Genomic DNA, 24957 nt, shown 5'->3' on the forward strand with positions numbered 1-24957 from the left:
TTGGCGGCGCCCGCCTCAGGCCGCGCTGTTCGACTGGTCGTTGCTCGCGGCCGGTGCCGCCTTGGCGCCGCCCTTGGAGACGCCGACCAGCGCCGGGCGCAGCACGCGCTCGCCGATCATGAAGCCGGCCTGCACGACCTGCACCACGGTGCCCGACGGCACCGACGGATCAGGAACCTCGTACATCGCCTGCTGGAAGTTGGGGTCGAACTTCTGCCCCGTCGGATCGAACTTCTTGACGCCGTTCTTCTCCAGCGTGTTGAGCAGCGAGCGCTCGGTGAGCTCGACGCCTTCGATCAGCGACTTCAGGCCCGCATCGGCATTGGCGCGCGTCTCGGCCGGGACGGCATCGAGCGCACGCTGCAGATTGTCGGCGATGTCGAGCACGTCGCGGGCGAAGCCGGTGATGCCGTACATCCGGGCGTCCGCGACCTCGCGTGCTGTGCGCTTGCGCAGATTCTCCATCTCGGCGAGCGTGCGCAGCATCTTGTCGCGCGCCTCGGCCGCCTCCTTCGCCAAGGCCTCGGCCGAGCCGGTCTCGGGGTCATCGGGCATGATGTAGGGCTTCGAGACGACGGGTTCGCTGGCCTGCGCAGGATTTTCCGGATCGTTCTGATGCAGGTCGGGATCGGTCATGGACAGACTTCTCGCAAGTTCGGCGGGTTCTGGGGGATGTCGGGCGGGATATCGTGCTTTGGGCGCTGAAAATCAAGCGCAGCCTGACGGCGGCGCCGGCGTCGGATTAACCATGTTCGAGATCAGCCACCCATCAGCCGGCTGAGCAGGCGGGCGGCATAATCGACCGTCGGAATGACGCGGGCATAGTTCAGCCGTGTCGGACCGATGACGCCGAGCACGCCGACGATGCGTCCCGTCGCATCCGAATAAGGCGACACGATCGTCGACGAGCCCGACAGCGAGAACAGCTTGTTCTCCGAGCCGATGAAGATGCGCACGCCCTCGGCGCTCTCCGCGCGCCCGAGCAGATCGACGACGCCGCGCTTGGTCTCGAGATCGTCGAACAACCGGCGGACACGCTCGAGATCCTCGAGCGCGTGCAAATCTTCGAGCAGATTGGCGTGGCCGCGCACGATCAGCTGACGATCGTCGCTGTCGCCGCCGGACCAGCTCGCGACACCGGCCGCGATGACCTTCTGCGTCAGTTGATCGAGCTCGGCGCGATCGGCCGCGAGCGCCGTCTCGAGCTCCAGCCGCGCCTCCGCCAGCGTGCGTCCGCGGATCCGCGCATTGAGAAAGTTCGAGGCTTCGGTCAGCGCCGACGAGGGCACGCCCGGCGGCAAGGTCAGCACGCGGTTCTCGACCTGGCCGTCCTCGCCGACCAGCACGACGAGCGCCTGCTCCGGCTCCAGCCGCACGAACTCGATGTGCTTCAGCCGCGTGTTCGATTTCGCCGTGAGCACCACGGCGGCGGCACGGGTCAGGCCGGACAACCGCGTCAACGCCTCGTCCAGCGCGGCCTCGACCGACTGTGCGCGGCCGACCGCGGCAAGCTGGCTCTGGATCGACTGCCGCTCGGCTTCCGTCATGTCGCCGACCTGCATCAGGGCGTCGACGAAGAAGCGCAGGCCGGCTTCGGTCGGCAGCCGGCCGGCCGAGGTGTGCGGCGCGTAGATCAGGCCGAGCTGCTCCAGGTCGGCCATCACGTTGCGCACGGAGGCCGGCGACAAGGGAACCGCGATCAGGCGCGAGATGTTGCGCGAGCCGACCGGCTCGCCGGTCGCGAGATAGCTCTCGACGATCTGGCGGAAGATCTCGCGCGAGCGCTCATTGAGCTGCGCGAGCCCCGCCGGCGGTGTCATCAGGTTGATCGGATCGTGGTGGGCCACCAGATATCCTCCTCACCCATCTGCATATAATTTGGCCATGCGGCGGCTCGGTGGCAAGCCGGTCTTGTGGGCGTGTTCCGGCGTGATAGGCCTTGCCGCTGCGGGGCTCGACACCTACAAGGCCGTTTAACCCCGTCTTTTGCCTTTTCCACGGAGAGAATCATGCGGCCGAGCCGCCGTGCACCGGATGAATTGCGGCCTGTGAGCCTGGAACGCGGCGTCGTCAAATACGCCGAGGGCTCCTGCCTGGTGAAGTTCGGCGACACCCATGTGCTGGTGACCGCGACCCTGGAGGACCGGCTGCCGCCCTGGCTCAAGGGCCAGGGGCGCGGCTGGATCACCGCCGAATACGGCATGCTGCCGCGCGCCACCCTGGAGCGCACCCGCCGCGAGGCCTCCTCCGGCAAGCAGACCGGCCGCACGGTCGAGATCCAGCGCCTGATCGGCCGCTCGCTGCGCACCGCGATCGACCTGGAGGCACTCGGCGAGCGCCAGATCACGGTCGACTGTGACGTGCTGCAGGCCGATGGCGGCACCCGGACGGCCTCGATCACTGGCGCCTGGGTTGCGCTCGCCGACTGCATCAAGTGGATGAAGGCGCGCAACATGATCAAGACCGAGGTGCTGCGCGACAATGTCGCCGCGATCTCCTGCGGCATCTACAACGGCACGCCGGTGCTCGACCTCGACTATGCCGAGGATTCCGAGGCTGAGACCGACGCCAATTTCGTCATGACCGGCGATGGCCGCATCATCGAGGTGCAGGGCACGGCGGAGAAGACGCCGTTCACCGAGGCCGAGTTCCTGGCGCTGATGGCGCTGGCGCGCAAGGGCGTCGCCCGGCTGGTCGATCTGCAGAAGCTGGCGGTCGCGTGAGCAGCAACCATCGCCAGATCACCGGGCGCATCGTCATCGCGACCCACAATGCCGGCAAGCTCGTGGAGATGCGCGAGCTGCTCGCGCCGCATGGCGTGGAGGCCGTCTCGGCCGGCGAGCTGGGATTGGGCGAGCCGGAGGAGACCGGCGACACGTTCCAGGCCAATGCGCGGATCAAGGCTGTGGCCGCCGCGGAAGCCGCGCAGCTGCCGGCCTTCGCCGACGACTCCGGCATCGTCGTCCATGCGCTCGACGGAGCGCCGGGCATCTACTCGGCGCGCTGGGCCGGCCCGGGCAAGGATTTCGGTGCAGCGATGGCCCAGATCGAGCGGCTGCTGCAGGAGCGCGGCGCCACCAGCGCCGACAAGCGCACCGCGCATTTCGTCTCGGCGCTGTGCGTGGCCTGGCCGGATGGGCACATCGAGGAGGTCGAGGCGCGCGTCGACGGCACCCTGGTCTGGCCGCCGCGCGGCACCGCCGGTTTCGGCTACGACCCGATGTTTCTCCCCGATGGCCATGATCGCACCTTCGGCGAGATGACCAGCCTCGAGAAGCACGGGCTGCCGCCGCTTGGCCTCGGCCTGTCGCACCGGGCGCGCGCCTTCGTGAAGCTCGCGGAGATCTGTCTTGAGCAGCGCTGACAGCGAAGCGTTCGGCGTCTATGTGCACTGGCCGTTCTGCCTGTCGAAATGTCCGTATTGCGACTTCAACAGCCACGTCCGCCACGCCGCCATCGACCAGGACCGCTTTGCTCGCGCCTTTGCGCAGGAGATCGCCAGCACCGCCGCCCGCATTGGGCCGCGCACCGTCAGCTCGATCTTTCTCGGCGGCGGCACGCCGTCGCTGATGCAGCCGCAGACGGTCGGCGCCATTCTGGACGCGATCGGCAAGCACTGGCATGTCGCAGATGATGTCGAGGTGTCGCTGGAAGCCAATCCGACCAGCGTCGAGGCGACGCGGTTTGCGGGCTATCGCGCAGCCGGGGTCAACCGCGTCTCGCTCGGCGTCCAGGCGATGGACGATGCGTCGCTGAAGATGCTCGGACGGCTGCACACGGCCGAGGAGGCGATGAAGGCGGTGGCGATCGCGCGCGGCGCGTTCGACCGCTATTCGTTCGACCTGATCTATGCGCGGCCCGACCAGACGCCGGCCATGTGGACCGAGGAGCTGTCGCGCGCGATCGGCGAGGCGGCGGAGCATCTGTCGCTGTATCAGCTGACGATCGAAGAGGGCACGCCGTTCTACGGCCTGCACGCGGCCGGCAAGCTGAAGACGCCGGACGAGGGTCTCTCACGTACGCTCTACGACGTGACGCAGGAGATCTGCGCGCGTCACGGCCTGCCAGCCTATGAGATCTCCAACCACGCGCGTGCCGGCGCGGAGTGCCGGCACAACCTCGTCTATTGGCGCGGCCAGGAATATGCCGGCATCGGCCCCGGTGCCCACGGCCGGCTCGACATCGACGGCGTCCGGCACGCCACCGCGACCGACAAGCGGCCCGAAGCCTGGCTTATGCGCGTCGAATCCAACGGACACGGCGTGATGACCGATGATCTGCTCAACAGCGAGGAGCGCGCCGACGAATTCCTGCTGATGGGGCTGCGTCTCCGCGAGGGCATCGATCCCAAGCGCTATGCCGCGATCTCCGGCCGCTCGCTCGATCCGCGCCGCATCGCGCTGCTGCGCGAGGAGGGCGCGATCGCCGTCGAGCCGGACGGCCGGTTGCGCGTGACGCAGGACGGCTTTCCTGTGCTCGACGCCGTCGTTGCCGATCTCGCTGCCTGACGAACGTACTCGTCCTTAGGTCGCGCTAAAACTCTTCGGCGCGCCGGCGACTGCTTGGCCGCCGCCAGAGCCGACGCGCATCACCGCGAGGCCGCGCTCATTGGTGCCGTCGCTGCGGAAACGGAACAGGCCGTCGATGCCGGCGAAGCCGGAGGCGTTGGTCAGCACGTCCGGCGCAAAGCGTTGCGCGCCTTGCGTGCGCGCCAATGCTGCGACCAGCGCCACCGCGTCATAGGCCAAGGTCGCCGTGCGCACGGGATCGCCGCCGAAGCGCGTGCGGTAGCGGCCGGCGAAGGCACGGAAGCCCGAGGGATCCGGGGCGGCGTAGAGGCCGCCCTGCAGGCTGGCGCTGTTGTAGACGCGCGGATTGTCCCACAGACCGGTGCCGAGCAGCTGGACGGCGCGCAGGTTCGCGCCGGCCGCCGTCAGCGCATCCGCGGTCGCGACGACGGATTCGCCGTCATCGGCCAGCAGCAGCGCATCGGCGCCGCTCAGCGCCTGCGCGACCGCGCGCACCGCCATGGTGCGGTCGCCGGCATATTTCTCGAACGCCACGATGCGCCCGCCGCGGCGGCTGACCGCGGTCTTGAACGCGCCTTCGACCACGGTGCCGTAGGCATTGTCGGGCAGCAGCGCCGCGAAGGAGCGTTTGCCGACGCCGGCCGAGTAGTCGACGATACGCGTCGCATCGGACTCCGGCAGGAAGCTCAACAGATACACGCCGCGGCCGGCCACGCTCGAATCGGTCGAGAACGCGATCACCGAGATGTTGCGCGTGCGCGCGACCTGGGCGGTCGGCGGCACCGAGCCTGCGAACAGCGGCCCGAGCAGGATCTCCGCGCCTTCGTCGCAGGCCTGCTGCGCCCCTTGCTGCGCGCCTTGCGGACTACCGGCGTCGTCCTTGATCAGCAGCTGGATGTTGGGGTTCTGAAACTCGGCGAGCGCCATCTCGGCCGCGTTCTTCATTGATTGCGCGGCCACGCCGGCATTGCCGGAGGCGGACAGCGGCAGGATCAGTCCGACCTTGACCTGGCCATTGCCCGCGACAGCCGGCTGCTGCGGCGGGCCGGATGGCCCGGTCGGCGTCTCGAACGGATTGAAGCCCTGCTGCACATTGGAGCAGGCCGACAGCAGCGGTGCGCCGAGGATCAGGCCAAGCGCGGTTCGCCGGGCAACCCCATGGGGTCCCGGAGCGTGAGAACTGGGATGACGCGGGCCCACCATGACATCTCTACGTTCGGCCGGAAGCGGCCAGAAGTTCCCCAACCGCACGTCCCCCAGGCCGTGCTGATTCACTCATATTGTCGACGAATAGTTAAGCAAAACAAAAGGCTGTCAGAACCACACCCGATATCAAATCGACGTTTTGCACGGCCTATCCCCTGTTGGGATCAATGCCCTTTGAAGTGCATTTTCGAAGTTGAAGCTCCGATGAACAGCGCGGCTGGCCGTGCTGGTTGGCCCTTCACATTCATAGAACCACTGTTCCCCGGTGGCATTCCCCCGCCCGGCCCTTTAAATTACCCGCATGGGCGCCAAGGCAATCCCGAACATCTTGCCGGACGACGGCAAATCTTCCACCGCGTGGACCTATCTGGTGGCGGGGCATCGCATCGCGGCGCCGCGGGCCCGGCCGGGCCTGCATCTGGTGGCGACGCCGATCGGCAATCTCGGCGACGTCACCTTGCGCGCGCTGGAAACGCTGGCCGGCGCTGACGTCATCTTCTGCGAGGACACGCGAATCACGCGGCGGCTGGCGGAGCGCTACGGCCTCGGCGCCGAGCTTGCCGCCTATCACGAGCACAACGCCGAAGCGGTCCGGCCGAAGATCCTGCAGCGCCTCGCCGAGGGCGCGGCCATTGCGCTGGTGTCGGACGCCGGCACGCCGCTGATCTCCGATCCCGGCTACAAGCTGGTGCGCGCCGCATGCGAGGCCGGTCACGCCGTCACGGCGTTGCCGGGCCCCTCCGCGGTGCTCGCCGCGCTGAGCGTCGCGGCGCTGCCGACCGACCGGTTCTTCTTCGAAGGCTTTCTTCCGGCGAAGCAGCAGGCGCGGCGCACGCGGCTGTCGGAGCTGGCCCGCGTCGAGGCCACGCTGGTGGTGTTCGAAGCAGGCAGCCGCGTGCAGGAGACGCTGGCCGATCTCGCCGACGCCGTGGCGGGACGACAGGCCGCGATCTGCCGCGAGCTGACCAAGCTGCACGAGGAAGTGCTGCGCGGCACGACCGGCGAGCTCGCCGCACGCGCCGACGAGCTCGAGACGCGCGGCGAATTCGTGCTGGTGATCGGGCCGGCGCCGCGCGACGCCGAGGTCATGACCGACACCGCCGTCGACGCACTGCTCACGGATCTCCTGCAACGGTCGAGCGTGAAAGATGCCGTGATGCATGCCGTCGAGCTGTCGCGCCGGCCGCGCCGCGAGGTCTATGCGCGTGCGCTGGCACTTGCGAAGGACGCGCAGTCGGGAGAGGCCGATGGCGCGGACTGAGCGTGCCAAGCCCGATAAGCCGGCCAAGACCGCTGCGCCCAAGACCGCTGCGACCAAGACCGCCGCGCCGGAGCGCGTCGCCGCCTTCCGCACCGGCCTGTCGGCGGAGGCGCGCGCCGCGGCGCTGCTGATCGCCAAGGGCTACCGCATCCTGGCCAAGCGCTTCCGCACACCGCATGGCGAGATCGACCTCATCGCGCGCAAGCGCGGCCTGGTCGCCTTCGTCGAGGTCAAGGCGCGCGCCTCGCTCGACGACGCGGCTTACGCGGTGACGCCGCGCCAGCAGCAGCGCATCATCGATGCCGCGCAGGCCTGGCTGATGGCGCATCCCGACCATGCCGAATTGGAGCTGCGCTTCGACGCGATTCTGGTTGCGCCGCGCAGCCTGCCGCGCCATCTGATCGCAGCCTTCGACGCCAGCACCTGACATGAACCGACTGCAGAGAGCAGGGACCTGCCCATGAAACTGAATGTCGCCGTCCAGATGGACCCGATCGCGCGCATCAACATCCGCGGCGACTCGACGTTTGCGATGCTGCTCGAGGCGCAGCGGCGCGGGCACGGCCTGAGCTACTACACGCCCGACAAGCTGTCGCTGCGCGGCGAGGAGGTGGTCGCGCCGGTACAGGCGCTGACGGTGCGCGACGAGGTCGGCGATCACTTCACGCTCGGCGAGCCGAAGCCGACCGCGCTCACCTCGTTCGACGTCGTGCTGCTGCGCCAGGACCCGCCGTTCGATCTCGCCTACATCACCTCGACGCATTTCCTCGAGCGCATCCATCCGAAGACGCTGGTGGTCAACGACCCCGCCAGCGTGCGCAATGCGCCGGAAAAGCTGTTCGTGATGAATTTCCCGCAGCTGATGCCGCCGACCCTGATCTCGCGCGATCTCGACGAGATCAACGCCTTCCGCGATCAGCACGGCGCCGTGGTGATGAAGCCTCTGCATGGCCATGGCGGCGCGGCGGTGTTTCGCGTGATGCCGCAGGACATGAATTTCGGCTCGCTGTTCGACATGTTCTCCGTGACGTTCAAGGAGCCCTGGGTGATCCAGCGTTTCCTCCCCGAGGTGAAGCACGGCGACAAGCGCATCATCCTGGTCGACGGCGAGTTCGCCGGCGCCGTCAACCGCGTGCCCGCGGCCGATGATCTGCGCTCCAACATGGTCCGCGGTGGTGCCGCGCAGGCCACCGATCTCAGCCCGCGCGAGCGCGAGATCTGCGATACGCTCGGCCCGGAGCTGCGTGCGCGCGGCCTGCTGCTGGTCGGCATCGACGTCATCGACGGCAATCTCACCGAGATCAACGTGACCTCGCCGACCGGCATCCGCGCGATCGCCCGGCTCGGCGGCCCCGATATCGCCGCGCGTGTGTGGGACGTGATCGAGGCCAAGCGGGGTTGATCGCAATCCCAGTTAGCTGGGGAAAAGCCCTGATGGTGCAGTCATTCGGCTGCGCCGCGCCAAAGCTCCGGGCGCTGACGCCAGTGCAATTCATGCTATCGCAGATCTCATGCGTCTCGTCCTGACCACCTGGAACATCAATTCGGTGCGCCTGCGCATCGATCTCGTCGCAAAGTTCATCAAGCAGGTCCGGCCCGATGTGCTGTGCCTGCAGGAAACGAAGTGCATCGACGATGCCTTCCCGCTGAAGCGCTTCAAGCGGCTGGGCTATGAGCACATCGCGCTGAACGGGCAGAAGGGCTATCACGGCGTCGCCGTGATCTCGAAATGGCCGTTCGAGACGACGGACGTCCGCACCTTCTGCGACAAGGTGGATTCCCGCCACATCACCGTGGCGTTCGGCGAGAGGGCGCAGCTCGCGCAGCCGTTGGTGCTGCATAATTTCTACGTGCCGGCCGGCGGCGACATTCCCGATCCCGCGCTCAATCCGAAGTTCGAGCACAAGCTGCAATTCCTCGACGAGATGAAGGCGTGCGAGCCGCTGCATCCGCGCGGCGACGACCGCCACATCCTGGTCGGCGATCTCAACGTCGCGCCGCATGAGCACGACGTCTGGTCGCACAAGCAGCTTCTGAAGGTGGTCTCGCACACGCCGATCGAATGCGAGAAGCTGTTGGCGGCGCAGACCCATGGCGAATGGGTGGACGTCGCGCGCGAGCGCATCCCGATGTCGGAGAAGGTCTACACCTGGTGGAGCTACCGCGCCGCCGACTGGACCGTCGGCAATCGCGGCCGCCGGCTCGACCACATCTGGGTGTCACGGGCGCTGAAGGACCGCGTCGCCGATTTCAGCATCCTGCGCGACGCCCGCAGCTGGGAGCGGCCGTCCGATCACGTGCCGGTCACGGTGACGCTGGACGTGTAGGACTTGGCTGGGAATTGGTGAAACCCGCGAGCGGCCACAAGCTCCACCTCTCCCCACCGGGGAGAGGTCGGCGCGCAGCGCCGGGTGAGGGGGCTTGCGCGCATATCGATAGACCTTAACCCCTCACCCGGATGGCATCTGGCGATGCCATCCGACTCTCCCTTCGGGAGAGGTGAAGACGTCACGACGTCAGCTTCGCGCCGGCCATCAGGATGTCGTTGGCGATGCGGTTGGCGCGGTGGGCGAACTCGTCGCGCAGGCGGCGCGCCGCCATGGCGTCGCTCTCAAGCACGCGCTGAAACAGACTGCGCGAGATCCGCACCACGGTGGAATATTCGAGCGCGGTCGCCGTCGCCGGCCGCCGCATCTCGACCAGCAGCGCCAATTCGCCGATCAGCATGGTCGGCGTGGCGACGATCTCGGCGCCGACCTCGTCGCTGATGCGCAGCTTGCCGCGCTGGACGACATAGCCGCAATCGGCCGTGTCGCCCTCGCGGAACAGGGTCTCGCCGTTCTGGATGTTACGCGGCTCGGAGCCGATCGCGATCATGCGCAGCGAATCGCTTCCCAACAGACGCAGGGTCGGGACGCGCTCCAACAGCGCAATATCGTCTTCGATCGACATAAAGGGCCCGGGGAAGGCGAAATGGAACCAATATCATAGACGGCAGACCGCCATCCCCGAACCGTATCACGGCACCAACTTGTAGCCACCGGCCTCCGTCACCAGAATCTCTGGATTGGCGGCATCTTTCTCGATTTTCTGGCGGAGACGGTAAATATGGGTCTCCAGCGTGTGGGTGGTGACGCCGGAATTGTAGCCCCAGACTTCCTGCAGCAGGGTCTCGCGCGACACCGGCTGCTGGCCGGCACGGTACAGGAAGCGCAGGATCGCGGTTTCCTTCTCGGTGAGGCGGACCTTGCGGGCATTGGCGCCGGTCAGCATCTTCGAGCCGGGCCGGAAGCTGTACGGGCCGACTGAGAACACCGCGTCCTCGCTGGCCTCGTGCTGGCGGAGCTGAGCGCGGATGCGCGCGAGCAGCACGGCAAAACGGAAAGGCTTGGCGACGTAGTCATTGGCGCCGGACTCCAGGCCGAGGATCGTATCCGAATCCGTGTCGTGCCCGGTCAGCATGATGATCGGGGCCTTGAAGCCGCCCTTACGCAAGCTACGCACCACCTCGCGGCCGTCGGTGTCGGGCAGGCCGACATCCATCAGGACCAGATCGGGCGAGTTCGCCTTGGCTGCGCTGGCGCCCTTGGCGCCGGTGTCGACGGCCTGAGCCTCGAATTCGTCATGCAGCGAGAGCTGCTCCATCAGGGTGTCGCGCAGATCGGTGTCGTCGTCCACGATCAGGATCTTGCGGGCATTGGCCATAGGTACAATCCTCTTGGTGGCGCCCGGCGGGAATGCGGGAAGTGGGCGCCGCAGCGGTGGGCAAACAGGCTCATGAGCCCTGTTCCGTCTTGAAGTAGGGGGCTGTTACCGATTCACAAGCGGCAGCCACTCTACTCCAGAATTGGGCAGGGAATGCGATGAATGTCCCGTTCGACCGTCGCCGCGGACCATTCGCCGACATTAAGGCAATTGCCGGGCAATGCATGGCAATGAAAAGGCACGTTGTTTCATCTCTTTATGGACGAGGTACATTGGTATGCCAGCGAGCCTGATCTCGATTCGCAGCAAGGCCGGGTCAAGGCAGCGCGGTTGGCTCCAGATCTGGGGCCATGTCATCCCGGTGGCGCTCGGCCGCGGCGGCATCCTGGCCAACAAGCGCGAGGGTGATGGCGGCACCCCGCGCGGCACATTCTACCCGCGCCGGCTGTGGTGGCGCGCCGACCGGCATCCGCGTCCGCAAACCTTGCTCCCGGTGCGACGGATCGGTCCCGAAGATGCCTGGTGCGAGGATCCCGCCGACCGGCATTACAATCAGCCGATCCGGCTGCGCGGCGACCAGCCCGGCGACAGGTTGGCTCGCCCTGACCATCTCTACGACTTCATCATTGAGATCGACCACAACACCAGGCCCCGGATTGCGGGCCGCGGCAGCGCCGTGTTCCTGCATCTGGCGCGGCCGCATTTCGGTCCGACCGCCGGCTGCGTGGCGATGACCCGGCCGGCGATGCTCATGCTGTTGCAAAGGATCGGCCCGCTCACCAGGATCGTCATCGAATAAGAAGAGAGGGGGAGGACATCATGCGCGCGACCGACCAGCCTGCCGGCGCCTCGGCGATCCTGCGCTCGCACTGGCGACAGGGCAGCAAGCTCTCGGAGCTTCCGCCGGAGCTGCGCCCGCGCGACCGGGCGGAAGGCTATGCGATCCAGGCCGAGCTGGAAAAACACTCGGGCAAGCCGCTGTTCGGCTGGAAGATCGCCGCCACCAGCGAGGCCGGGCAGCGCCACATCAACGTCGCCGGCCCGATGGCCGGGCGGATTCTCGCCGAAACAGTTCTGCCGGTCGGCGGCACCGCGTCGATGGCCGGCAATGCGATGCGCGTCGCCGAGCCGGAGTTCGCCTTCCGCCTGCGTGTCGACCTGTCGCCACGACCGACTCCTTATGATGTCGCCGAGGTGCTCGCCGCGGTCGGTACGCTGCATCCGGCGATCGAGATCCCGGATTCGCGGTTTGCCGACTTCGTCAGCGCCGGCGAGGCGCAGCTGATCGCCGACAATGCCTGCGCGCATCTGTTCGTGCTCGGCGAGCCGGCCAGCGTGGATTGGCGCAGCCGCGACCTGGTCGGGGAGCGGCCGCGCATCACGCTGCGCGGCGAGACCTTCATCGGCCACGGCCGCAACGTGCTCGGTGATCCCCGCGTGGCCCTGGCCTGGCTGGTCAACGAGCTCAGCGCGCTCGGCATCACGACGCGGGCCGGGCAGGTGGTGACGACCGGAACCTGTCATCCGCCACTGCCGATCGCCAGCGGTGACGTGATGGACGCGGATTTTGGCGAGCTCGGGCGCGTGTCGGTCAGGTTTGCATAGGCCAGCAACGAAGAGCGATCGCTCTCAGCGGTGCCCGAAGATCGCCGAGCCGACCCGCACATGGGTGGCGCCGAACTGGATGGCGGTGGCGAAATCGGCGCTCATGCCCATCGACAGATGGGCCAGACCATTGCGGGCCGCGATCTTCGCCGTCAGAGCGAAATGCGGGCCCGGCGCCTCGTCGACCGGCGGGATGCACATCAGGCCGGAAATCTCGAGCCCATAATCCTTCCGGCACGCGGCAATGAACGCATCGGCATCGCCGGGCGCGATGCCGGCCTTCTGCGGCTCCTCGCCAGTATTGATCTGGACGAACAGCTTGGGATGCCGGCCCTGAGCGGCGATCTCCTTGGCCAGCGCGGTACAGAGGCTCGGCCGATCGACCGAATGGATGGCGTCGAACAGCGCCACCGCCTCCTTCGCCTTGTTGGATTGCAACGGCCCGATCAGGTGCAGCACCAGGCCCGGATGCGCGTCGATCAGCGCCGGCCATTTTCCTTTGGCCTCCTGAACACGGTTTTCGCCGAACTCGCGCTGTCCGGCCAGGATGACGGGCTCGATCGCGTCGGCGGCGAACGTCTTCGACACCGCGATCAGGGTCACCGAGGCGCGATCGCGCTTGGCGTCGGCGCAGGCGCGCAGGATCTCCTGCTCGACGGCGGCGAGCGCGGAGGTGGAGGACGAGGCGGCATTCGATGCGTCGGTCACGATGGCGTCCGTTGGTCGGTAGATTTACGGGTTTGGCTGCAATTTTACGGAGTTCGAGAAAGGGTTCTTGAACCCTTCCCCTTACCTTGCCCGACCGGGGGTGGGGGAAAGAAATGCCAAGCATCCGCTTCAATCGCAATAGAGTGAAGCTGAACCGGCTGATGGGGATTCGCGCGCGCCTGGCGCTGCTCGCCCTCATCCTGGTCGCGCCGCTGATGTTGGAACGCGCCCGGTCGCTGGAAGGCGCCCGGACCCGGCAGATCGCACTCGCCTCCGAGGAATTCTTCGCTCTCGCCCGGCAAAGCGCCGACATGCAGCGCGAGGTCATCATGTCGGTGGAGACGGTGCTGAAGTCGACCGCCTATGTCCGGGCGTCGGCCACCGGCATCAGCCGCAGTTGCGACATGATGCGCGCCAGCCTGCCGGCGACGCTGCCCTGGATTCGCACCTTGATGATCGCCGGCCGCGACGGCCGCATCCAGTGCTCGACCAACAATCAATATGTCGGCCTCGATTTCAGCGACCGGCCGTATTTCCGCGGCGCCCAGGAAGCACGCGACTTCGTCTTCAGCGACTATCTGCTGTCGAAGCCGACGCACATGCCGATCGTGATGGCCGCCTATCCGGTCGGTGCGATCACCGGCGAGCCGGATGCGGTGATGCTCGCCAGCGTGAACCTGGAATGGATGTCCAAGATCATGAGCAATCTTGGCGGCCGCCCGGGCATCACGGCGGTGCTGATCGACAGCGAGGGAACCGTGCTGGCGGCACCCGCCGATCGCACTGAGCTGATCGGCCGGCCGCTCGACAGCGTGCCGCTGCTGTCGGCCGTCGCCGAGACGGCGATGAGCTCGAGCAAGCCGACGGAAACGCTGAGCTTCACGGCCGCCGACGGCTCCAAGCGCGCGATCACCTTCACGCGCATCGCCGACAGCGGCTCGCGCCTGATCGTCAGCATCGACGAGACCCGCGTCACCGCCGCGATCGACCGCGAGATCCGCAACGCCTATCTGCAGGCCGGCCTAGTCTGCCTGATCGTGCTGCTCGGCGCATTGATCGCGGCCGAGAAGCTGATCGTGAAGCCCGTCAGCATGCTCGCGGCGACCGCCAAGCGCTTCGGCCATGGCCACTGGTCGGCGCGCGTCGCCACCAAGCATCTGCCGTCGGAGTTCCTGCCGCTGGCGAAATCGTTCAATGCGATGGCCGCCAAGCTCGGCCAGCGCGAGCGCGAGCTGGTCGCCGCCAATGACAGGCTGACGGTGATGGCGTCGATCGACATGCTCTCCGGCCTCGCCAACCGCCGCGGCTTCCAGAATCGCATCGACATCGAATGGACCCGCGCGCAGCAGACCGGCACCGACCTGTCGCTCTTGATGATCGATGTCGATCATTTCAAGCTCTACAACGACACCTATGGTCATCCCGAAGGCGACGCCTGCCTGTCGCGCCTCGGCGAGACGCTGTCGCAGATTGCATGCGCCACGACCGCGTTTGCCGGCCGTTATGGCGGTGAGGAGTTCTGCCTGCTGCTGCCGGGCCTGAACGCAAGGCAGGCGCTCGTGATCGGCGAGCAGGTGCGCGAAGCCGTTCTCGACCTGGAGCTGCCGCATGCGACCTCGGTGCATCAATGCGTCACCGTCAGCGTCGGCGTCGCCTCGACCCGGCCGAATGAATCCCTGACGCCCGCCGACCTGATCGAGGCGGCGGATGCCGCGCTCTACGCCGCCAAGCATCGCGGACGCAACACCGTGGTCGGCCATGGTTTCGGGGATGGCTTCGAAGATGGCTTGGGCGATGTCCCGGACGAAAACAGGGACGTTGCGCGCGCCGGCTAAGCCGGCGCGATGTCCGCTGTGATCAGCCGACGGCCAGCTTGCGGTCGAGCTCGAGCTCGGTGACCACGCGGTTGCGGCCGAGCTTCTTGGCGAGATACAGCGCGCGGTCGCAACGATCGATCAGATCCGCCATGGACTCACCGAACTGGAACTGGCCGACGCCGATCGACACCGTGATCTGCGGCAGCACCTCGCCGGTCGAGCGCCGCGTGAACTGACAATCCGCGATGGTGCGGCGGATGCGCTCGGCGATCGCCGTGCAGCCCTCGAGATCCGTCTGCGGCAGCACCGCGATCAGCTCCTCGCCGCCATAGCGCGCGGGCAGGTCTTTGTCGCGAACGCGCTCGCGCAGCGCCTTGGCGACGAGGCGCAGCACCTGATCGCCGACGCCGTGGCCGTAATTGTCGTTGAACTTCTTGAAGTGGTCGACGTCGATCAGGAGAATGCTGAGCGGCTCGTCCTGCTCCATCGCCGCGATCTGGACATGGCGGAAGAACTCTTCGAGCGCGCGACGGTTCGGCAGACCGGTGAGCGTATCGGTGCGCGCGCGCTGCTCCGACTTATTCAGCGAGTCCCTGATCGTGTCGAGCTCGCGCGACTTCTCGGCGAAGCTCGCCTCCAGCTTGGCGGCGCGTGCGGTCGCCTGCGCCAGCTCGCTGACGAGATTCTCGATCAGGATCTTCGGATCGACGCCCTGCTCGCTGCGCTCGGCGACGCCGTCGATCGCCTCCATATGCGTGCGGTTGTCGGCGATCGCAGCCGTGAGATAGCTCTTGGCTGAGTCCATCACGCCATGCAACTGCTGCGAGACTTTGTGGACTACAGCCGCTTCCGTGCCCTGCTGGCCGATATACGTATCGAACAGCGCCTGGTTGGTGGTCTTGTCGAACTTGCGCTTGTTGCTGACGAGAATGTCGACCGCGCGCTTGAGATCCGACGCCGAGCCGAGTGAGTACTTGAACCACAGATGGAAGTTGTTAGGCGTCGGTGGCACGCGCTGTTGTGCCATGGATTTCATGGCTTTTTCCGCGACAGTGGTCGCGTACTCGAAGTCAAGCTCGTCGTACGTAGCGCCGGACACGATGTGGAGTGACCCCAGATGCGGGCAGAAGCCTGGATGTATGCACTCATCCTCCCATTCAAGTCTTAACCGTGCCTCAATCGGACCTTCGACAGTACGGGCGAGGCGCGCAAAAAAACTCGCAATTACCGTCGCTTAGCAGCTGCACGAAATGGTATCATCATCTGCCGCCCCATTGACCCGCATGCCGCTTTTGTGGCCTAGTCCGCCGTCTTGAAACGACGCGAATCCTCGAAAATTACAAGCGATTCCATGACATCCGAACGCTACAACGCCCGTGAAGCCGAGCCGCGCTGGCAGCGCCAGTGGGACGAGAAGGCGATCTTCGCCACCAAGAACGACGATCCGCGTCCGAAATACTACGTACTCGAGATGTTTCCCTATCCGTCGGGACGCATCCATATCGGCCATGTCCGTAATTATACGCTCGGCGACGTGTTGGCGCGGTTCATGCGCGCCAAGGGCTTCAACGTGCTGCATCCGATGGGCTGGGATGCGTTCGGCCTACCGGCGGAGAACGCCGCGATCGAGCGCAAGGTGGCGCCGAAGGCGTGGACCTACGACAACATCGCAGCAATGAAGAAGCAGCTGCGCTCGATCGGCCTGTCGCTCGACTGGGCCCGCGAGTTCGCGACCTGCGATCCGTCCTACTACAAGCACCAGCAGAAGATGTTCCTGGACTTCATGCAGGCCGGGCTGGTGGAGCGCGAGCAGCGCAAGGTGAACTGGGATCCGGTCGACATGACCGTGCTCGCCAACGAGCAGGTCATCGACGGCCGCGGCTGGCGCTCCGGTGCGGTGGTCGAACAGCGTGAGATGAACCAATGGGTGTTCAAGATCACGAAGTACTCGCAGGAGCTGCTGGACGCGCTGGATGGCCTGGACCGCTGGCCCGACAAGGTCAGGCTGATGCAGCGGAACTGGATCGGTCGGTCCGAAGGCCTGCTGATCCGCTTTGCGCTGGATGCGAAGACAACACCGGCCGGCGAGACCGAGCTGAAGATCTTCACGACGCGGCCGGACACGCTGTTCGGCGCAAAGTTCATGGCGATCTCGGCCGACCATCCGCTGGCGCAGGCCGCGGCTGCCAAGAATCCGGAGCTCGCCGCGTTCATCGCCGAGATCAAGCGCATCGGCACCGCCCAGGAGGCGATCGATACCGCCGAGAAGCAGGGGTTCGATACCGGCATCCGCGCCGTGCATCCGTTCGATCCGAGCTGGACCCTGCCGGTCTATGTCGCGAACTTCGTGCTGATGGAGTACGGCACCGGCGCCATCTTCGGCTGCCCGGCGCATGACCAGCGCGACCTCGACTTCGTCAACAAATACGGTCTCGGCAATACGCCGGTGGTCTGCCCCGAAGGACAGGACCCCGCGAGCTTCGTCATCACCGACACCGCCTTCGACGGCGACGGACGGCTGATCAATTCGCGCTTCCTCGACGGCATGACGATCGCCCAGGCCAAGGACGAGGTGGCGAAGCGGCTGGAGACCGAGCAGCGCGGCGGCGCGCCCGTGGGCGAGCGCCAGGTCAATTTCCGCCTGCGCGACTGGGGCATCTCGCGGCAGCGCTATTGGGGCTGCCCGATCCCGGTGATCCATTGCGCCAAATGCGATGTCGTGCCGGTGCCGGCGAAGGACCTGCCGGTCGTGCTGCCTGACGACGTCACCTTCGACAAGCCGGGCAATGCGCTGGATCACCATCCGACCTGGAAGCACGTCACCTGTCCGAAATGCGGGGCTAGGGCGACGCGCGAAACCGACACCATGGACACCTTCGTGGATTCGTCCTGGTACTTCGCGCGCTTCACCGATCCGTGGAACGAGACCGCGCCGACGACGCCTGCGGTCGCCAACCGGATGATGCCGGTCGACCAGTATATCGGCGGTGTCGAGCACGCGATCCTGCATCTGCTCTACAGCCGCTTCTTCACCCGCGCGATGAAGGCGACTGGCCATGTCGCGATGGACGAGCCGTTCGCCGGCATGTTCACGCAGGGCATGGTGGTGCACGAGACCTATCAGAAGGCTGACGGCACCTACGTCAATCCGGCCGAGGTCAAGATCGAGGTCGGTGGCAATGGCCGCCGCGCCGTGCTGACCGCGACCGGCGAGGACATCACGATCGGCCCGATCGAGAAGATGTCCAAGTCCAAGAAGAACACCGTCGACCCCGACGACATCATCGAGAGCTACGGCGCCGATGTCGCGCGCTGGTTCATGCTGTCGGACTCGCCGCCGGATCGCGACGTGATCTGGAGCGACGAGCGCGTCCAGGGCGCGGCCCGCTTCGTCCAGCGCCTGTGGCGGCTGGTCAACGAATCGGTCGCGGCCTCGGCGGAGGCCCCCTCCTCCCGTCCGGCCGATTTCGGCCCGGACGCGCTGGCGCTGCGCAAGGCCGCGCATGGCGCGCTCGACAAGGTGACCGGCGGCATCGAGCGGCTGCACTTCAACGTCTGCCTGGCGCATATCCGCGAATTCGCCAATGCGCTGGCCGATGTGCTGGCAAAGCTCGCCAAGCCGGCGCCGGACCTCGCCTGGGCGATTCGCGAGGCAGCCGGCATCCTGGTGCAGCTGTTCTCGCCGATGATGCCGCATCTGGCCGAGGAGTGCTGGCAGGTGCTGGGTCACTCCGGCCTGATCTCGGAGGCCTCCTGGCCGCAAATCGAACGAGATTTGCTGGTTGAGGACAGCATGACCTTGGTCGTGCAGGTCAACGGCAAGAAGCGCGGAGAAGTCACAGTCGCCAGCAACGCGCAGAATCCGGAAATTGAGTCTGCCGTTTTGGCACTCGATGCAGTAAAACTGGCGCTGGACGGCAAGCCCGTCCGCAAGGTGATCATTGTTCCCAAGAGGATCGTGAATGTCGTCGGCTAGGTTTCGGATCGCTGCACGGCTGCTGGCCGTGGCCGCGTTGGCTGGGCTGACGGCTGGCTGCTTCCAGCCGATGTATGCCGAGCATGCCGACGGCACGCCGGGGCTGCGCGACAAGCTCATGGGCATCGAGCTGCCGCCCGTCGACAAGCCGAACGCCTCGCCCGAGGCGCGCATCGGTGTTGCGATCCGCAACTCGCTCGCCTTCAAGCTCTACGGCACCGCGACCGGAACCGCTCCGACCCACAAGCTGGTGCTGCGGTTCCAGACCAGCCGCTCGTCGCTGATCGTGTCGCAGACCACCGGCCTGCCGACCACCGAGAATGTCGGCATCGACGTGCAGTACAATCTGGTCGAGCTCGCCACCAACAAATCGGTGATGACGGGCACGACCTTCGCGCGCACGTCGTACGACATCCCCGGCTCCTACCAGCGCTTCGCCCGGCAGCGCGCATTCAACGATGCCGAGGACCGCGCCTCCGAGGAGGTTGCGGAGAAGATCAAGACCCGGCTCGCGGCCTATTTCACCGCGGGCACCTGACGCACGGCTGACACCGCCGTGGTCGCGCTGCGCGGACGAGAGATCGACGCCTTCCTTGCGAGGCCTGACGCCGCCCGTCCGCTGATCCTGCTGTACGGGCCGGACGCCGGCCTCGTCCGCGAACGGGCCGAGGCGCTGATCGCCTCCGCCGTCGACAATCCCGATGATCCGTTTTCCGTGGTCCGGCTCGACGGCGACGAGCTCGCCGCCGAGCCGTCGCGTCTGGTCGACGAGGCCATGACCGTGCCGCTGTTCGGCGGCCGCCGCGCCATTCGCGTCCGCGCGGGATCGCGGACCTTCGCCAGCGGCGTTGAGACGCTCACGCAGATGAGCGTGCGCGACTGCCGCATCGTCATCGAGGCCGGCGATATCAGGCCGGATTCACCGTTGCGCAAGATCTGCGAGAAGGCGGCGAGTGCGGTGGCGATCGCGTGCTACCCGGACACCGAGCGCGATCTCGCCAAGCTGATCGACGACGAGCTCCGCATTGCCAGCTTGCGCATCTCGCAAGACGCGCGCGCCTATCTGATGGCGCTGCTCGGCGGCGACCGGCAGGCGTCGCGCAATGAAGTGCGCAAGCTGACCTTGTTCGCGCATGGCGAGGGCGAGGTGACGCTCGACCATGTCATGGCGGTGGTCGCCGACGCCTCGGAGATGAAGCTCGATCCGATCGTCGACGGCGCCTTCGGCGGCAAGCCTGAGGTGGTCGAGACCGAGTTCGGCAAGGCCATGATCGCCGGCACCTATCCCGGGGTGATCATCTCGGCAGCGCAGCGGCATGCGGCATGGCTGCACAAATCCGCGCTCGCCGTCGCTTCGGGCACGCCGGTTTCGAGCATTCTCGAAGGCGGCTTCCCGCGGCTGCACTTCTCGCGCAAGCCAAGCGCCGAAACAGCGCTCCGCAACTTCTCCCCTGCCCGCTTGCTGCCGATCATCGATCAGCTCGCGACGGCCGCGCTCGACATGCGCAAGCAGCCCGGCCTCGCAGCCGCGATCGCACAGCGGACGCTGTTGTCGATCGCGGTGGCGGCACGGCGGAAGGGATGATGGCCATCGCAGCGCAGTCAGCAGCGACGAGTCACAACTAGCCCTGCTCCAACCTGCGCATCACCTCGTCGAGCTGCTCGAGGCTGCGGTAGGTGATCTGCACGGTGCCGCCGGGATCGCGGTGGCTGATCGAAAGCGTGAGACCGAGCGCGTCACCGACGCGCTTCTCCAGCGCGAGCGTATCGGCGTCCTTCTTCTCGGGCGTGGCGCTGCCGCCCGTACTGCGCGGCTTCTGCGGCTTGCGCTCGGGCACGCCCTCCTCATGCGCCAGCGCCTCGGTCTGCCGAACGTTCAGGCCCTCCGCGATGATCTTCTTCGCGGCCGTCAGCGGGTCCGGCAGGTTGATCAGCGCGCGCGCATGGCCGGCCGAGATCTCGCCGGTGGCGATGAAGCCCTGCACCTCGGCCGGCAGCTTGGTCAGCCGCATCATGTTGGCGACGTGGCTGCGGCTCTTGCCGACGATCTTGGCGATCTCTTCCTGGTTGCGTTTGAACTCGTTGGCGAGCGCATGATAGCCCTGCGCCTCCTCCATCGGGTTCAAGTCCTCGCGCTGCACGTTCTCGATGATCGCGAGCTCGAGTGCATCGCTGTCGCTGACGTCGACCGGGACGATCGGCACCTCGTGCAGGCCGGCCGCCTGCGAGGCACGCCAGCGGCGCTCTCCGGCTATGATCTCGTAGCGATCCTGCTGGCCCTTGATCGGACGCACCACGATCGGCTGGATCACGCCGTGCTGCTTGATCGAGGCCGAGAGCTCGGCGAGCTCGCCGTCGGAGAACGTCTTGCGCGGGTTGCGCGGGTTCGGCTTGAGAAACTCGATCGGCACCTTGCGCTGATTGCGCGGCCGCTCCGGCGGCGCACCCGCCTCGCGGCCGACGTCACCGATCAGGCTCGCGAGGCCCCGGCCCAACCGCGATCGCGACTCCTCCGCCATCGCCTTCTCCTTTGGATTCACGTCACGCTCCGCTTCCGTGCTGCTGCCGAACCGCAGCGTCAGGGCAAAGAAAGGACATGACGAATCCCGCTGTCGGAATTCGCCGTCATCCTCGATCGAGATGCGGCTGACATGACGCCAGCCGGCACCATGGCAATCGCTTAGTTGGCGCGCAAATCGCGCTCGCGCTGGATGACCTCGGTCGCGAGCTTGAGATAGGCTTCGCTGCCGACGCACTTCAGGTCATAGACCAGCACCGGCTTGCCGTAGGACGGCGCCTCGGAGATGCGGACGTTGCGCGGGATCATCGTGTTGTAGACCTTCGATCCCATGAACTGGCGGACGTCGGCGACGACCTGGTTGGACAGGTTGTTGCGCGAGTCGAACATCGTCAGCACGATGCCGTGGATCGACAGGTTCGGGTTCAAGGTCGAGCGCACCTGCTCCACGGTCTGCAAGAGTTGCGACAGACCTTCGAGCGCGAAGAACTCGCACTGCAGCGGCACCAGGATCGCGTCCGATGCGGCCATCGCATTGACGGTCAGCAGGTTCAGCGACGGCGGGCAGTCGACCAGCACATAGGTGTAGTCGTTCTCCGGCGAGACGTTGTTGTTGAGGCCGGCGATCGCGTCGCGCAGACGGAAGGCACGGTTGGCGCTGTTGCCGAGCTCGAGCTCGAGGCCGGACAAGTCCATCGTCGAGGACGCGATGTGCAGCCGCGGCACGGCGGTCGCGACCACGGCGTCGCGCAGCGAGGCCTCGCCGATCAAGACGTCGTAGGTGGAGCAGTTGCGGCTGCCGCGGTCGATGCCAAGACCGGTCGAGGCGTTGCCCTGGGGATCGAGATCGACGATCAGGACGCGCTCGCCGATGGCGGCCAGCGCGGTGCCGAGGTTGATCGCGGTCGTGGTCTTGCCGACCCCGCCCTTCTGGTTGGCGAGCGCCAGGATGCGCGGATGCCCGTCCGGGTGAGGGGCTCTATCTTCTTGATAAATCTGATCAATTACGGACATGCGCGATCGCCATGGTTGTTGTGCGGGAGTTCAGCCTTGTCGCTCGATGCAATCGATTGCGACGATCCAGCCCTGCCCGCCCGTCCGGCTGGAATGAAGTTTCGGCTCGATTTTCCAATACTTGGTAGATTCGGTCAATTCCGCATCTACATCTTGACCCTTGAGAAACAGCGCTTTCGCGCCTTTTTTCACCAAGGGCTCCGCAAAGCCGATGAGTTGGTGTAGCGGAGCCAGCGCGCGTGCGGTCACGCAATCGACTCGCCCGCTCCACTTCTCCACGATATCCCCGATCTCTGACAAATGCACGATCCCCGGTGAGCCCGTGACGCGAATTGCTTCACGCAGGAACGCGGCCTTCTTGGCGATGCGCTCGACCAGATGAACCTGGGCCCCGGGCCGCTCGGCCAAAGCGCAAGCCAGCACCACGCCGGGGAAGCCACCGCCGCTGCCGAGGTCGACCCAGATCTTGGCCTCGGGCGCGAGATCAAGAAGCTGCAGCGAATCCGAAATGTGTCGGGTCCAGAGATGCGGCAAGGTGGACGGCGCGACCAGATTGGTCTTGGCCTGCCACTCCAGCAACAGCGCGATGTAGTGGTCGAGGCGCTGCTCCGTTTCACGTGAAACGGGGGTGAGAGCGAGGGCCTCGGCTTTGTCGCTTTGGAGCGCATCAGGGGGTGCGACGGACGTTGCTCGTTTCACGTGAAACGTCCTCAACCCGTGGCCTTGTTGCGCCGCGCCTCACGGCGCAGATACGCCGCCAGAATTCCGAGCGCCGCCGGAGTCATTCCGTCGATGCGACCCGCCTGCCCGATCGTCCAGGGCTTGGCCGCGGTCAGCTTCGCGCGCGCTTCGTTCGAGAGACCAGGGACCAGCGCGTAGTCCAGGTCACCGAGCACCAAACCTTCGTCGCGTCGGAAGGCCTCGACGTCCTCACTCTGGCGGCGGACATAGACATCATACTTGGCATCGATCTCCAGATGGGTGGCGATCACCGGATCCATCGCGCCGAGCTCGGGCCAGATCGCCCTCACCTGCGCGTAATCGATTTCAGGATAGGCCATCAGCTCGAATGCCGACCGCCGCTGGCCATCCCGGTTCAGCGTGAGCCCGTGCTTGGCCGCTTCGTTGGGGGTGATCGTCAGCGACTTCGCCAGAGCGCGAGCCGCTTCCAACGCCTGCATCTTAGTCCGGTGGAATTGCGCCCGCTGACCGCCGACACAGCCGAGCGCGATGCCCTTGTCCGTCAGCCTTTGATCCGCATTGTCGGCCCGCAGCGTCAGGCGATATTCGGCGCGCGAGGTGAACATGCGATACGGCTCGGTGATTCCCCGCGTGACGAGGTCATCGATCATCACACCGAGATAGCCGTCGGCCCGATCGAACACGATCGCCTCGCCACCACTCGACACCAACGCCGCGTTCAGACCAGCCACCACACCCTGTGCCGCCGCCTCTTCATATCCCGTGGTGCCGTTGATCTGGCCAGCCAGGAACAGGCCCTTCATCCGCTTGGTCTGCAGGCTCGGCTCCAGCTCGCGCGGATCGACGTGATCGTACTCGATCGCGTAGCCCGGCCGGATCATCCGCACCCGCTCCAATCCCGGAATGGTCGGCAGCAGCGCGAGCTGAACCTCCTCCGGCAGCGAAGTGGAGATCCCGTTTGGATAGACCGTGCTGTCGTCGAGCCCTTCCGGCTCCAAGAAGATCTGGTGGCCGTCGCGATCTCCGAAGCGGACGATCTTGTCCTCGACCGACGGACAATAGCGCGGACCGGTCGACTTGATCTGCCCGGAATACATCGGCGAGCGATGCACGTTGGCGCGGATCACGTCGTGGGTCGCGGTCGTCGTCCGGGTGATGCCACACTGGATCTGCGGCGTGGTGATCTTGTCGGTGAGGACGGAGAACGGCTCCGGCGGATCATCGCCGGGCTGCATCTCGACTGCGGACCAGTCGATTGTGCGTCCATCCAGACGCGGCGGCGTTCCGGTCTTCAGGCGGCCGAGCTTGAATCCGATCGCCTCCAGCGAGCGCGACAGTCCGAGCGCCGGCGCCTCACCGACGCGACCGGCCGGCCAGGTCTTCTCGCCGAGATGGATCAGACCGCGCAGGAAGGTCCCGGTCGTAATGACCACGGCACCACAAGCCAGCGTCCGGCCATCCGCCAGCTTGAGCCCGGCGACACGTCCGTTGGCGACGGCGAGTTCGTCCGCCTCGCCTTCGATCACGGAGAGATTGACGGTCTCCCGGATCGCAGCCTGCATCGCGACGGCATAAAGCTTCCGGTCAGCCTGTGCCCGCGGGCCGCGGACGGCCGGACCCTTCCGCCGGTTCAGAACACGAAACTGGATGCCCCCGGCATCGGCGACGCGACCCATGAGACCGTCCAGCGCGTCGACCTCCCGCACCAGATGGCCCTTTCCCATTCCACCGATCGCAGGATTGCAGGACATGGCCCCGATGGTGGCGAACTGGTGCGTGACCAGAGCGGTTCGGGCGCCCATACGCGCCGACGCGGCCGCTGCTTCACAGCCGGCGTGGCCGCCACCGATGACGATGACGTCGTAAGATGTCAGATGCTCGCTCATGGCGGATATCTAGCGCTTAGGGACAACGCC

General features: G+C 66.3%; 24 protein-coding genes. 13 read left to right on the top strand and 11 right to left on the bottom strand.

Annotated features, from left to right (window positions below):
* Positions 1-15 precede the first annotated feature (15 nt).
* Together grpE and hrcA are read right to left on the bottom strand one after the other, a co-directional pair.
* Entirely contained in the window at positions 16-636 is a 621-nt protein-coding gene (grpE, locus tag ACVILH_RS07205) for a nucleotide exchange factor GrpE (RefSeq protein WP_456712274.1), read from the bottom strand.
* 122 nt (positions 637-758) lie between these two features.
* Positions 759-1847: a heat-inducible transcriptional repressor HrcA gene (hrcA, locus tag ACVILH_RS07210; RefSeq protein WP_456712275.1), complete on the bottom strand. Its 1089-nt coding sequence runs from the start codon at positions 1845-1847 to the stop codon at positions 759-761.
* A gap of 162 nt (positions 1848-2009) precedes the next feature.
* Between hrcA and rph the strand changes: the two genes are divergently transcribed.
* From rph to hemW, 3 genes are read left to right on the top strand one after another with little or no spacing between them, the layout of a single operon-like run.
* Positions 2010-2723, top strand: a complete 714-nt coding sequence (gene rph, locus ACVILH_RS07215; RefSeq protein ID WP_456712276.1) for a ribonuclease PH — start codon at positions 2010-2012, stop codon at positions 2721-2723.
* Positions 2720-3364 carry an RdgB/HAM1 family non-canonical purine NTP pyrophosphatase gene (gene rdgB / locus ACVILH_RS07220; protein ID WP_456712277.1) on the top strand — a complete coding sequence of 215 codons (645 nt, stop codon included), beginning with the start codon at positions 2720-2722 and terminating at the stop codon, positions 3362-3364. Before rph ends, rdgB begins: the two co-directional genes overlap by 4 nt.
* Positions 3351-4508, top strand: coding sequence for a radical SAM family heme chaperone HemW (gene hemW, locus ACVILH_RS07225; protein ID WP_456712278.1), 1158 nt, complete (start codon positions 3351-3353; stop codon positions 4506-4508). The genes rdgB and hemW overlap by 14 nt, the downstream gene beginning before the upstream one ends.
* Before the next feature lie 15 nt (positions 4509-4523).
* Here hemW and ACVILH_RS07230 read toward each other — a convergent pair whose 3' ends face one another.
* Positions 4524-5732: a penicillin-binding protein activator gene (locus ACVILH_RS07230; RefSeq protein ID WP_006612698.1), complete on the bottom strand. Its 1209-nt coding sequence runs from the start codon at positions 5730-5732 to the stop codon at positions 4524-4526.
* A gap of 304 nt (positions 5733-6036) precedes the next feature.
* Here ACVILH_RS07230 and rsmI point away from each other — a divergent pair, with 304 nt between their 5' ends.
* The 4 genes from rsmI (at position 6037) to ACVILH_RS07250 (ending at position 9323) form a co-directional block, all read left to right on the top strand.
* Positions 6037-6996, top strand: coding sequence for a 16S rRNA (cytidine(1402)-2'-O)-methyltransferase (gene rsmI / locus ACVILH_RS07235; protein ID WP_456712279.1), 960 nt, complete (start codon positions 6037-6039; stop codon positions 6994-6996).
* Positions 6983-7423, top strand: coding sequence for a YraN family protein (locus tag ACVILH_RS07240; protein WP_456712280.1), 441 nt, complete (start codon positions 6983-6985; stop codon positions 7421-7423). Before rsmI ends, ACVILH_RS07240 begins: the two co-directional genes overlap by 14 nt.
* Positions 7424-7456: 33 nt before the next feature.
* On the top strand, positions 7457-8398 hold the full coding sequence (gshB, locus tag ACVILH_RS07245; protein WP_456712281.1) for a glutathione synthase: 942 nt from the start codon (positions 7457-7459) through the stop codon (positions 8396-8398).
* A 109-nt stretch (positions 8399-8507) separates the two neighbouring features.
* On the top strand, positions 8508-9323 hold the full coding sequence (locus ACVILH_RS07250) for an exodeoxyribonuclease III (RefSeq protein WP_456712282.1): 816 nt from the start codon (positions 8508-8510) through the stop codon (positions 9321-9323).
* 181 nt (positions 9324-9504) lie between these two features.
* Here the strand turns inward: ACVILH_RS07250 and ACVILH_RS07255 are convergent, their stop codons facing one another.
* Together ACVILH_RS07255 and ACVILH_RS07260 are read right to left on the bottom strand one after the other, a co-directional pair.
* A complete protein-coding gene (locus ACVILH_RS07255) occupies positions 9505-9948 on the bottom strand; it encodes a cyclic nucleotide-binding domain-containing protein (RefSeq protein ID WP_456712283.1) in 444 nt (147 codons plus the stop codon).
* Positions 9949-10014: 66 nt separating this feature from the next.
* Entirely contained in the window at positions 10015-10701 is a 687-nt protein-coding gene (locus tag ACVILH_RS07260; protein ID WP_006612692.1) for a response regulator transcription factor, read from the bottom strand.
* Positions 10702-10978: 277 nt separating this feature from the next.
* On the opposite strand from ACVILH_RS07260, the gene ACVILH_RS07265 reads away from it, so the two are divergent.
* Positions 10979-11500, top strand: a complete 522-nt coding sequence (locus ACVILH_RS07265; protein ID WP_456716894.1) for a L,D-transpeptidase family protein — start codon at positions 10979-10981, stop codon at positions 11498-11500.
* Between the two features lie 20 nt (positions 11501-11520).
* Positions 11521-12306 (top strand): 2-keto-4-pentenoate hydratase, encoded by a 786-nt coding sequence (locus ACVILH_RS07270; RefSeq protein ID WP_456712284.1) that lies wholly within the window; start codon positions 11521-11523, stop codon positions 12304-12306.
* A gap of 24 nt (positions 12307-12330) precedes the next feature.
* Here the strand turns inward: ACVILH_RS07270 and ACVILH_RS07275 are convergent, their stop codons facing one another.
* Positions 12331-13014, bottom strand: a complete 684-nt coding sequence (locus ACVILH_RS07275) for a YggS family pyridoxal phosphate-dependent enzyme (RefSeq protein WP_456712285.1) — start codon at positions 13012-13014, stop codon at positions 12331-12333.
* 113 nt (positions 13015-13127) lie between these two features.
* Between ACVILH_RS07275 and ACVILH_RS07280 the strand changes: the two genes are divergently transcribed.
* Positions 13128-14849 carry a sensor domain-containing diguanylate cyclase gene (locus tag ACVILH_RS07280; protein ID WP_456712286.1) on the top strand — a complete coding sequence of 574 codons (1722 nt, stop codon included), beginning with the start codon at positions 13128-13130 and terminating at the stop codon, positions 14847-14849.
* Positions 14850-14871: 22 nt separating this feature from the next.
* Here the strand turns inward: ACVILH_RS07280 and ACVILH_RS07285 are convergent, their stop codons facing one another.
* On the bottom strand, positions 14872-15858 hold the full coding sequence (locus tag ACVILH_RS07285; protein WP_456716895.1) for a GGDEF domain-containing protein: 987 nt from the start codon (positions 15856-15858) through the stop codon (positions 14872-14874).
* Between the two features lie 324 nt (positions 15859-16182).
* On the opposite strand from ACVILH_RS07285, the gene leuS reads away from it, so the two are divergent.
* The 3 genes from leuS to holA are packed head-to-tail and all read left to right on the top strand — an operon-like array spanning position 16183 to position 20392.
* Positions 16183-18807 carry a leucine--tRNA ligase gene (leuS, locus tag ACVILH_RS07290; protein ID WP_456712287.1) on the top strand — a complete coding sequence of 875 codons (2625 nt, stop codon included), beginning with the start codon at positions 16183-16185 and terminating at the stop codon, positions 18805-18807.
* Positions 18794-19345 carry an LPS assembly lipoprotein LptE gene (lptE, locus tag ACVILH_RS07295; RefSeq protein ID WP_456712288.1) on the top strand — a complete coding sequence of 184 codons (552 nt, stop codon included), beginning with the start codon at positions 18794-18796 and terminating at the stop codon, positions 19343-19345. Before leuS ends, lptE begins: the two co-directional genes overlap by 14 nt.
* An 18-nt stretch (positions 19346-19363) precedes the next feature.
* A complete protein-coding gene (gene holA, locus ACVILH_RS07300) occupies positions 19364-20392 on the top strand; it encodes a DNA polymerase III subunit delta (RefSeq protein WP_456712289.1) in 1029 nt (342 codons plus the stop codon).
* A gap of 37 nt (positions 20393-20429) precedes the next feature.
* On the opposite strand, the gene ACVILH_RS07305 is transcribed toward holA, so the two are convergent.
* The 4 genes from ACVILH_RS07305 to mnmG form a co-directional block, all read right to left on the bottom strand.
* Positions 20430-21326 carry a ParB/RepB/Spo0J family partition protein gene (locus ACVILH_RS07305; protein ID WP_456716896.1) on the bottom strand — a complete coding sequence of 299 codons (897 nt, stop codon included), beginning with the start codon at positions 21324-21326 and terminating at the stop codon, positions 20430-20432.
* Between the two features lie 161 nt (positions 21327-21487).
* Positions 21488-22339: a ParA family protein gene (locus ACVILH_RS07310; protein WP_006612682.1), complete on the bottom strand. Its 852-nt coding sequence runs from the start codon at positions 22337-22339 to the stop codon at positions 21488-21490.
* A gap of 30 nt (positions 22340-22369) precedes the next feature.
* On the bottom strand, positions 22370-23038 hold the full coding sequence (gene rsmG, locus ACVILH_RS07315) for a 16S rRNA (guanine(527)-N(7))-methyltransferase RsmG (protein ID WP_456712290.1): 669 nt from the start codon (positions 23036-23038) through the stop codon (positions 22370-22372).
* Positions 23039-23049: 11 nt separating this feature from the next.
* Positions 23050-24927, bottom strand: coding sequence for a tRNA uridine-5-carboxymethylaminomethyl(34) synthesis enzyme MnmG (gene mnmG / locus ACVILH_RS07320; RefSeq protein WP_456712291.1), 1878 nt, complete (start codon positions 24925-24927; stop codon positions 23050-23052).
* Positions 24928-24957: the final 30 nt, after the last annotated feature.

This window comes from Bradyrhizobium sp. USDA 4353 (assembly GCF_054063215.1).

Excerpts from the sequence above, each read along its gene's own strand:
- ACVILH_RS07305 (WP_456716896.1), bottom strand. The coding sequence starts at position 21,326 with ATGGCGGAGGAGTCGCGATCGCGGTTGGGCCGGGGCCTCGCGAGCCTG.
- ACVILH_RS07270 (WP_456712284.1), top strand. The coding sequence starts at position 11,521 with ATGCGCGCGACCGACCAGCCTGCCGGCGCCTCGGCGATCCTGCGCTCG.
- ACVILH_RS07255 (WP_456712283.1), bottom strand. The coding sequence starts at position 9,948 with ATGTCGATCGAAGACGATATTGCGCTGTTGGAGCGCGTCCCGACCCTG.
- mnmG (WP_456712291.1), bottom strand. The coding sequence starts at position 24,927 with ATGAGCGAGCATCTGACATCTTACGACGTCATCGTCATCGGTGGCGGC.
- ACVILH_RS07250 (WP_456712282.1), top strand. The coding sequence starts at position 8,508 with ATGCGTCTCGTCCTGACCACCTGGAACATCAATTCGGTGCGCCTGCGC.
- ACVILH_RS07280 (WP_456712286.1), top strand. The coding sequence starts at position 13,128 with ATGCCAAGCATCCGCTTCAATCGCAATAGAGTGAAGCTGAACCGGCTG.
- ACVILH_RS07285 (WP_456716895.1), bottom strand. The coding sequence starts at position 15,858 with ATGGCACAACAGCGCGTGCCACCGACGCCTAACAACTTCCATCTGTGG.
- ACVILH_RS07240 (WP_456712280.1), top strand. The coding sequence starts at position 6,983 with ATGGCGCGGACTGAGCGTGCCAAGCCCGATAAGCCGGCCAAGACCGCT.
- leuS (WP_456712287.1), top strand. The coding sequence starts at position 16,183 with ATGACATCCGAACGCTACAACGCCCGTGAAGCCGAGCCGCGCTGGCAG.
- ACVILH_RS07265 (WP_456716894.1), top strand. The coding sequence starts at position 10,979 with ATGCCAGCGAGCCTGATCTCGATTCGCAGCAAGGCCGGGTCAAGGCAG.
- gshB (WP_456712281.1), top strand. The coding sequence starts at position 7,457 with ATGAAACTGAATGTCGCCGTCCAGATGGACCCGATCGCGCGCATCAAC.
- rph (WP_456712276.1), top strand. The coding sequence starts at position 2,010 with ATGCGGCCGAGCCGCCGTGCACCGGATGAATTGCGGCCTGTGAGCCTG.
- grpE (WP_456712274.1), bottom strand. The coding sequence starts at position 636 with ATGACCGATCCCGACCTGCATCAGAACGATCCGGAAAATCCTGCGCAG.
- ACVILH_RS07230 (WP_006612698.1), bottom strand. The coding sequence starts at position 5,732 with ATGGTGGGCCCGCGTCATCCCAGTTCTCACGCTCCGGGACCCCATGGG.
- ACVILH_RS07260 (WP_006612692.1), bottom strand. The coding sequence starts at position 10,701 with ATGGCCAATGCCCGCAAGATCCTGATCGTGGACGACGACACCGATCTG.
- ACVILH_RS07310 (WP_006612682.1), bottom strand. The coding sequence starts at position 22,339 with ATGTCCGTAATTGATCAGATTTATCAAGAAGATAGAGCCCCTCACCCG.
- rsmI (WP_456712279.1), top strand. The coding sequence starts at position 6,037 with ATGGGCGCCAAGGCAATCCCGAACATCTTGCCGGACGACGGCAAATCT.
- lptE (WP_456712288.1), top strand. The coding sequence starts at position 18,794 with ATGTCGTCGGCTAGGTTTCGGATCGCTGCACGGCTGCTGGCCGTGGCC.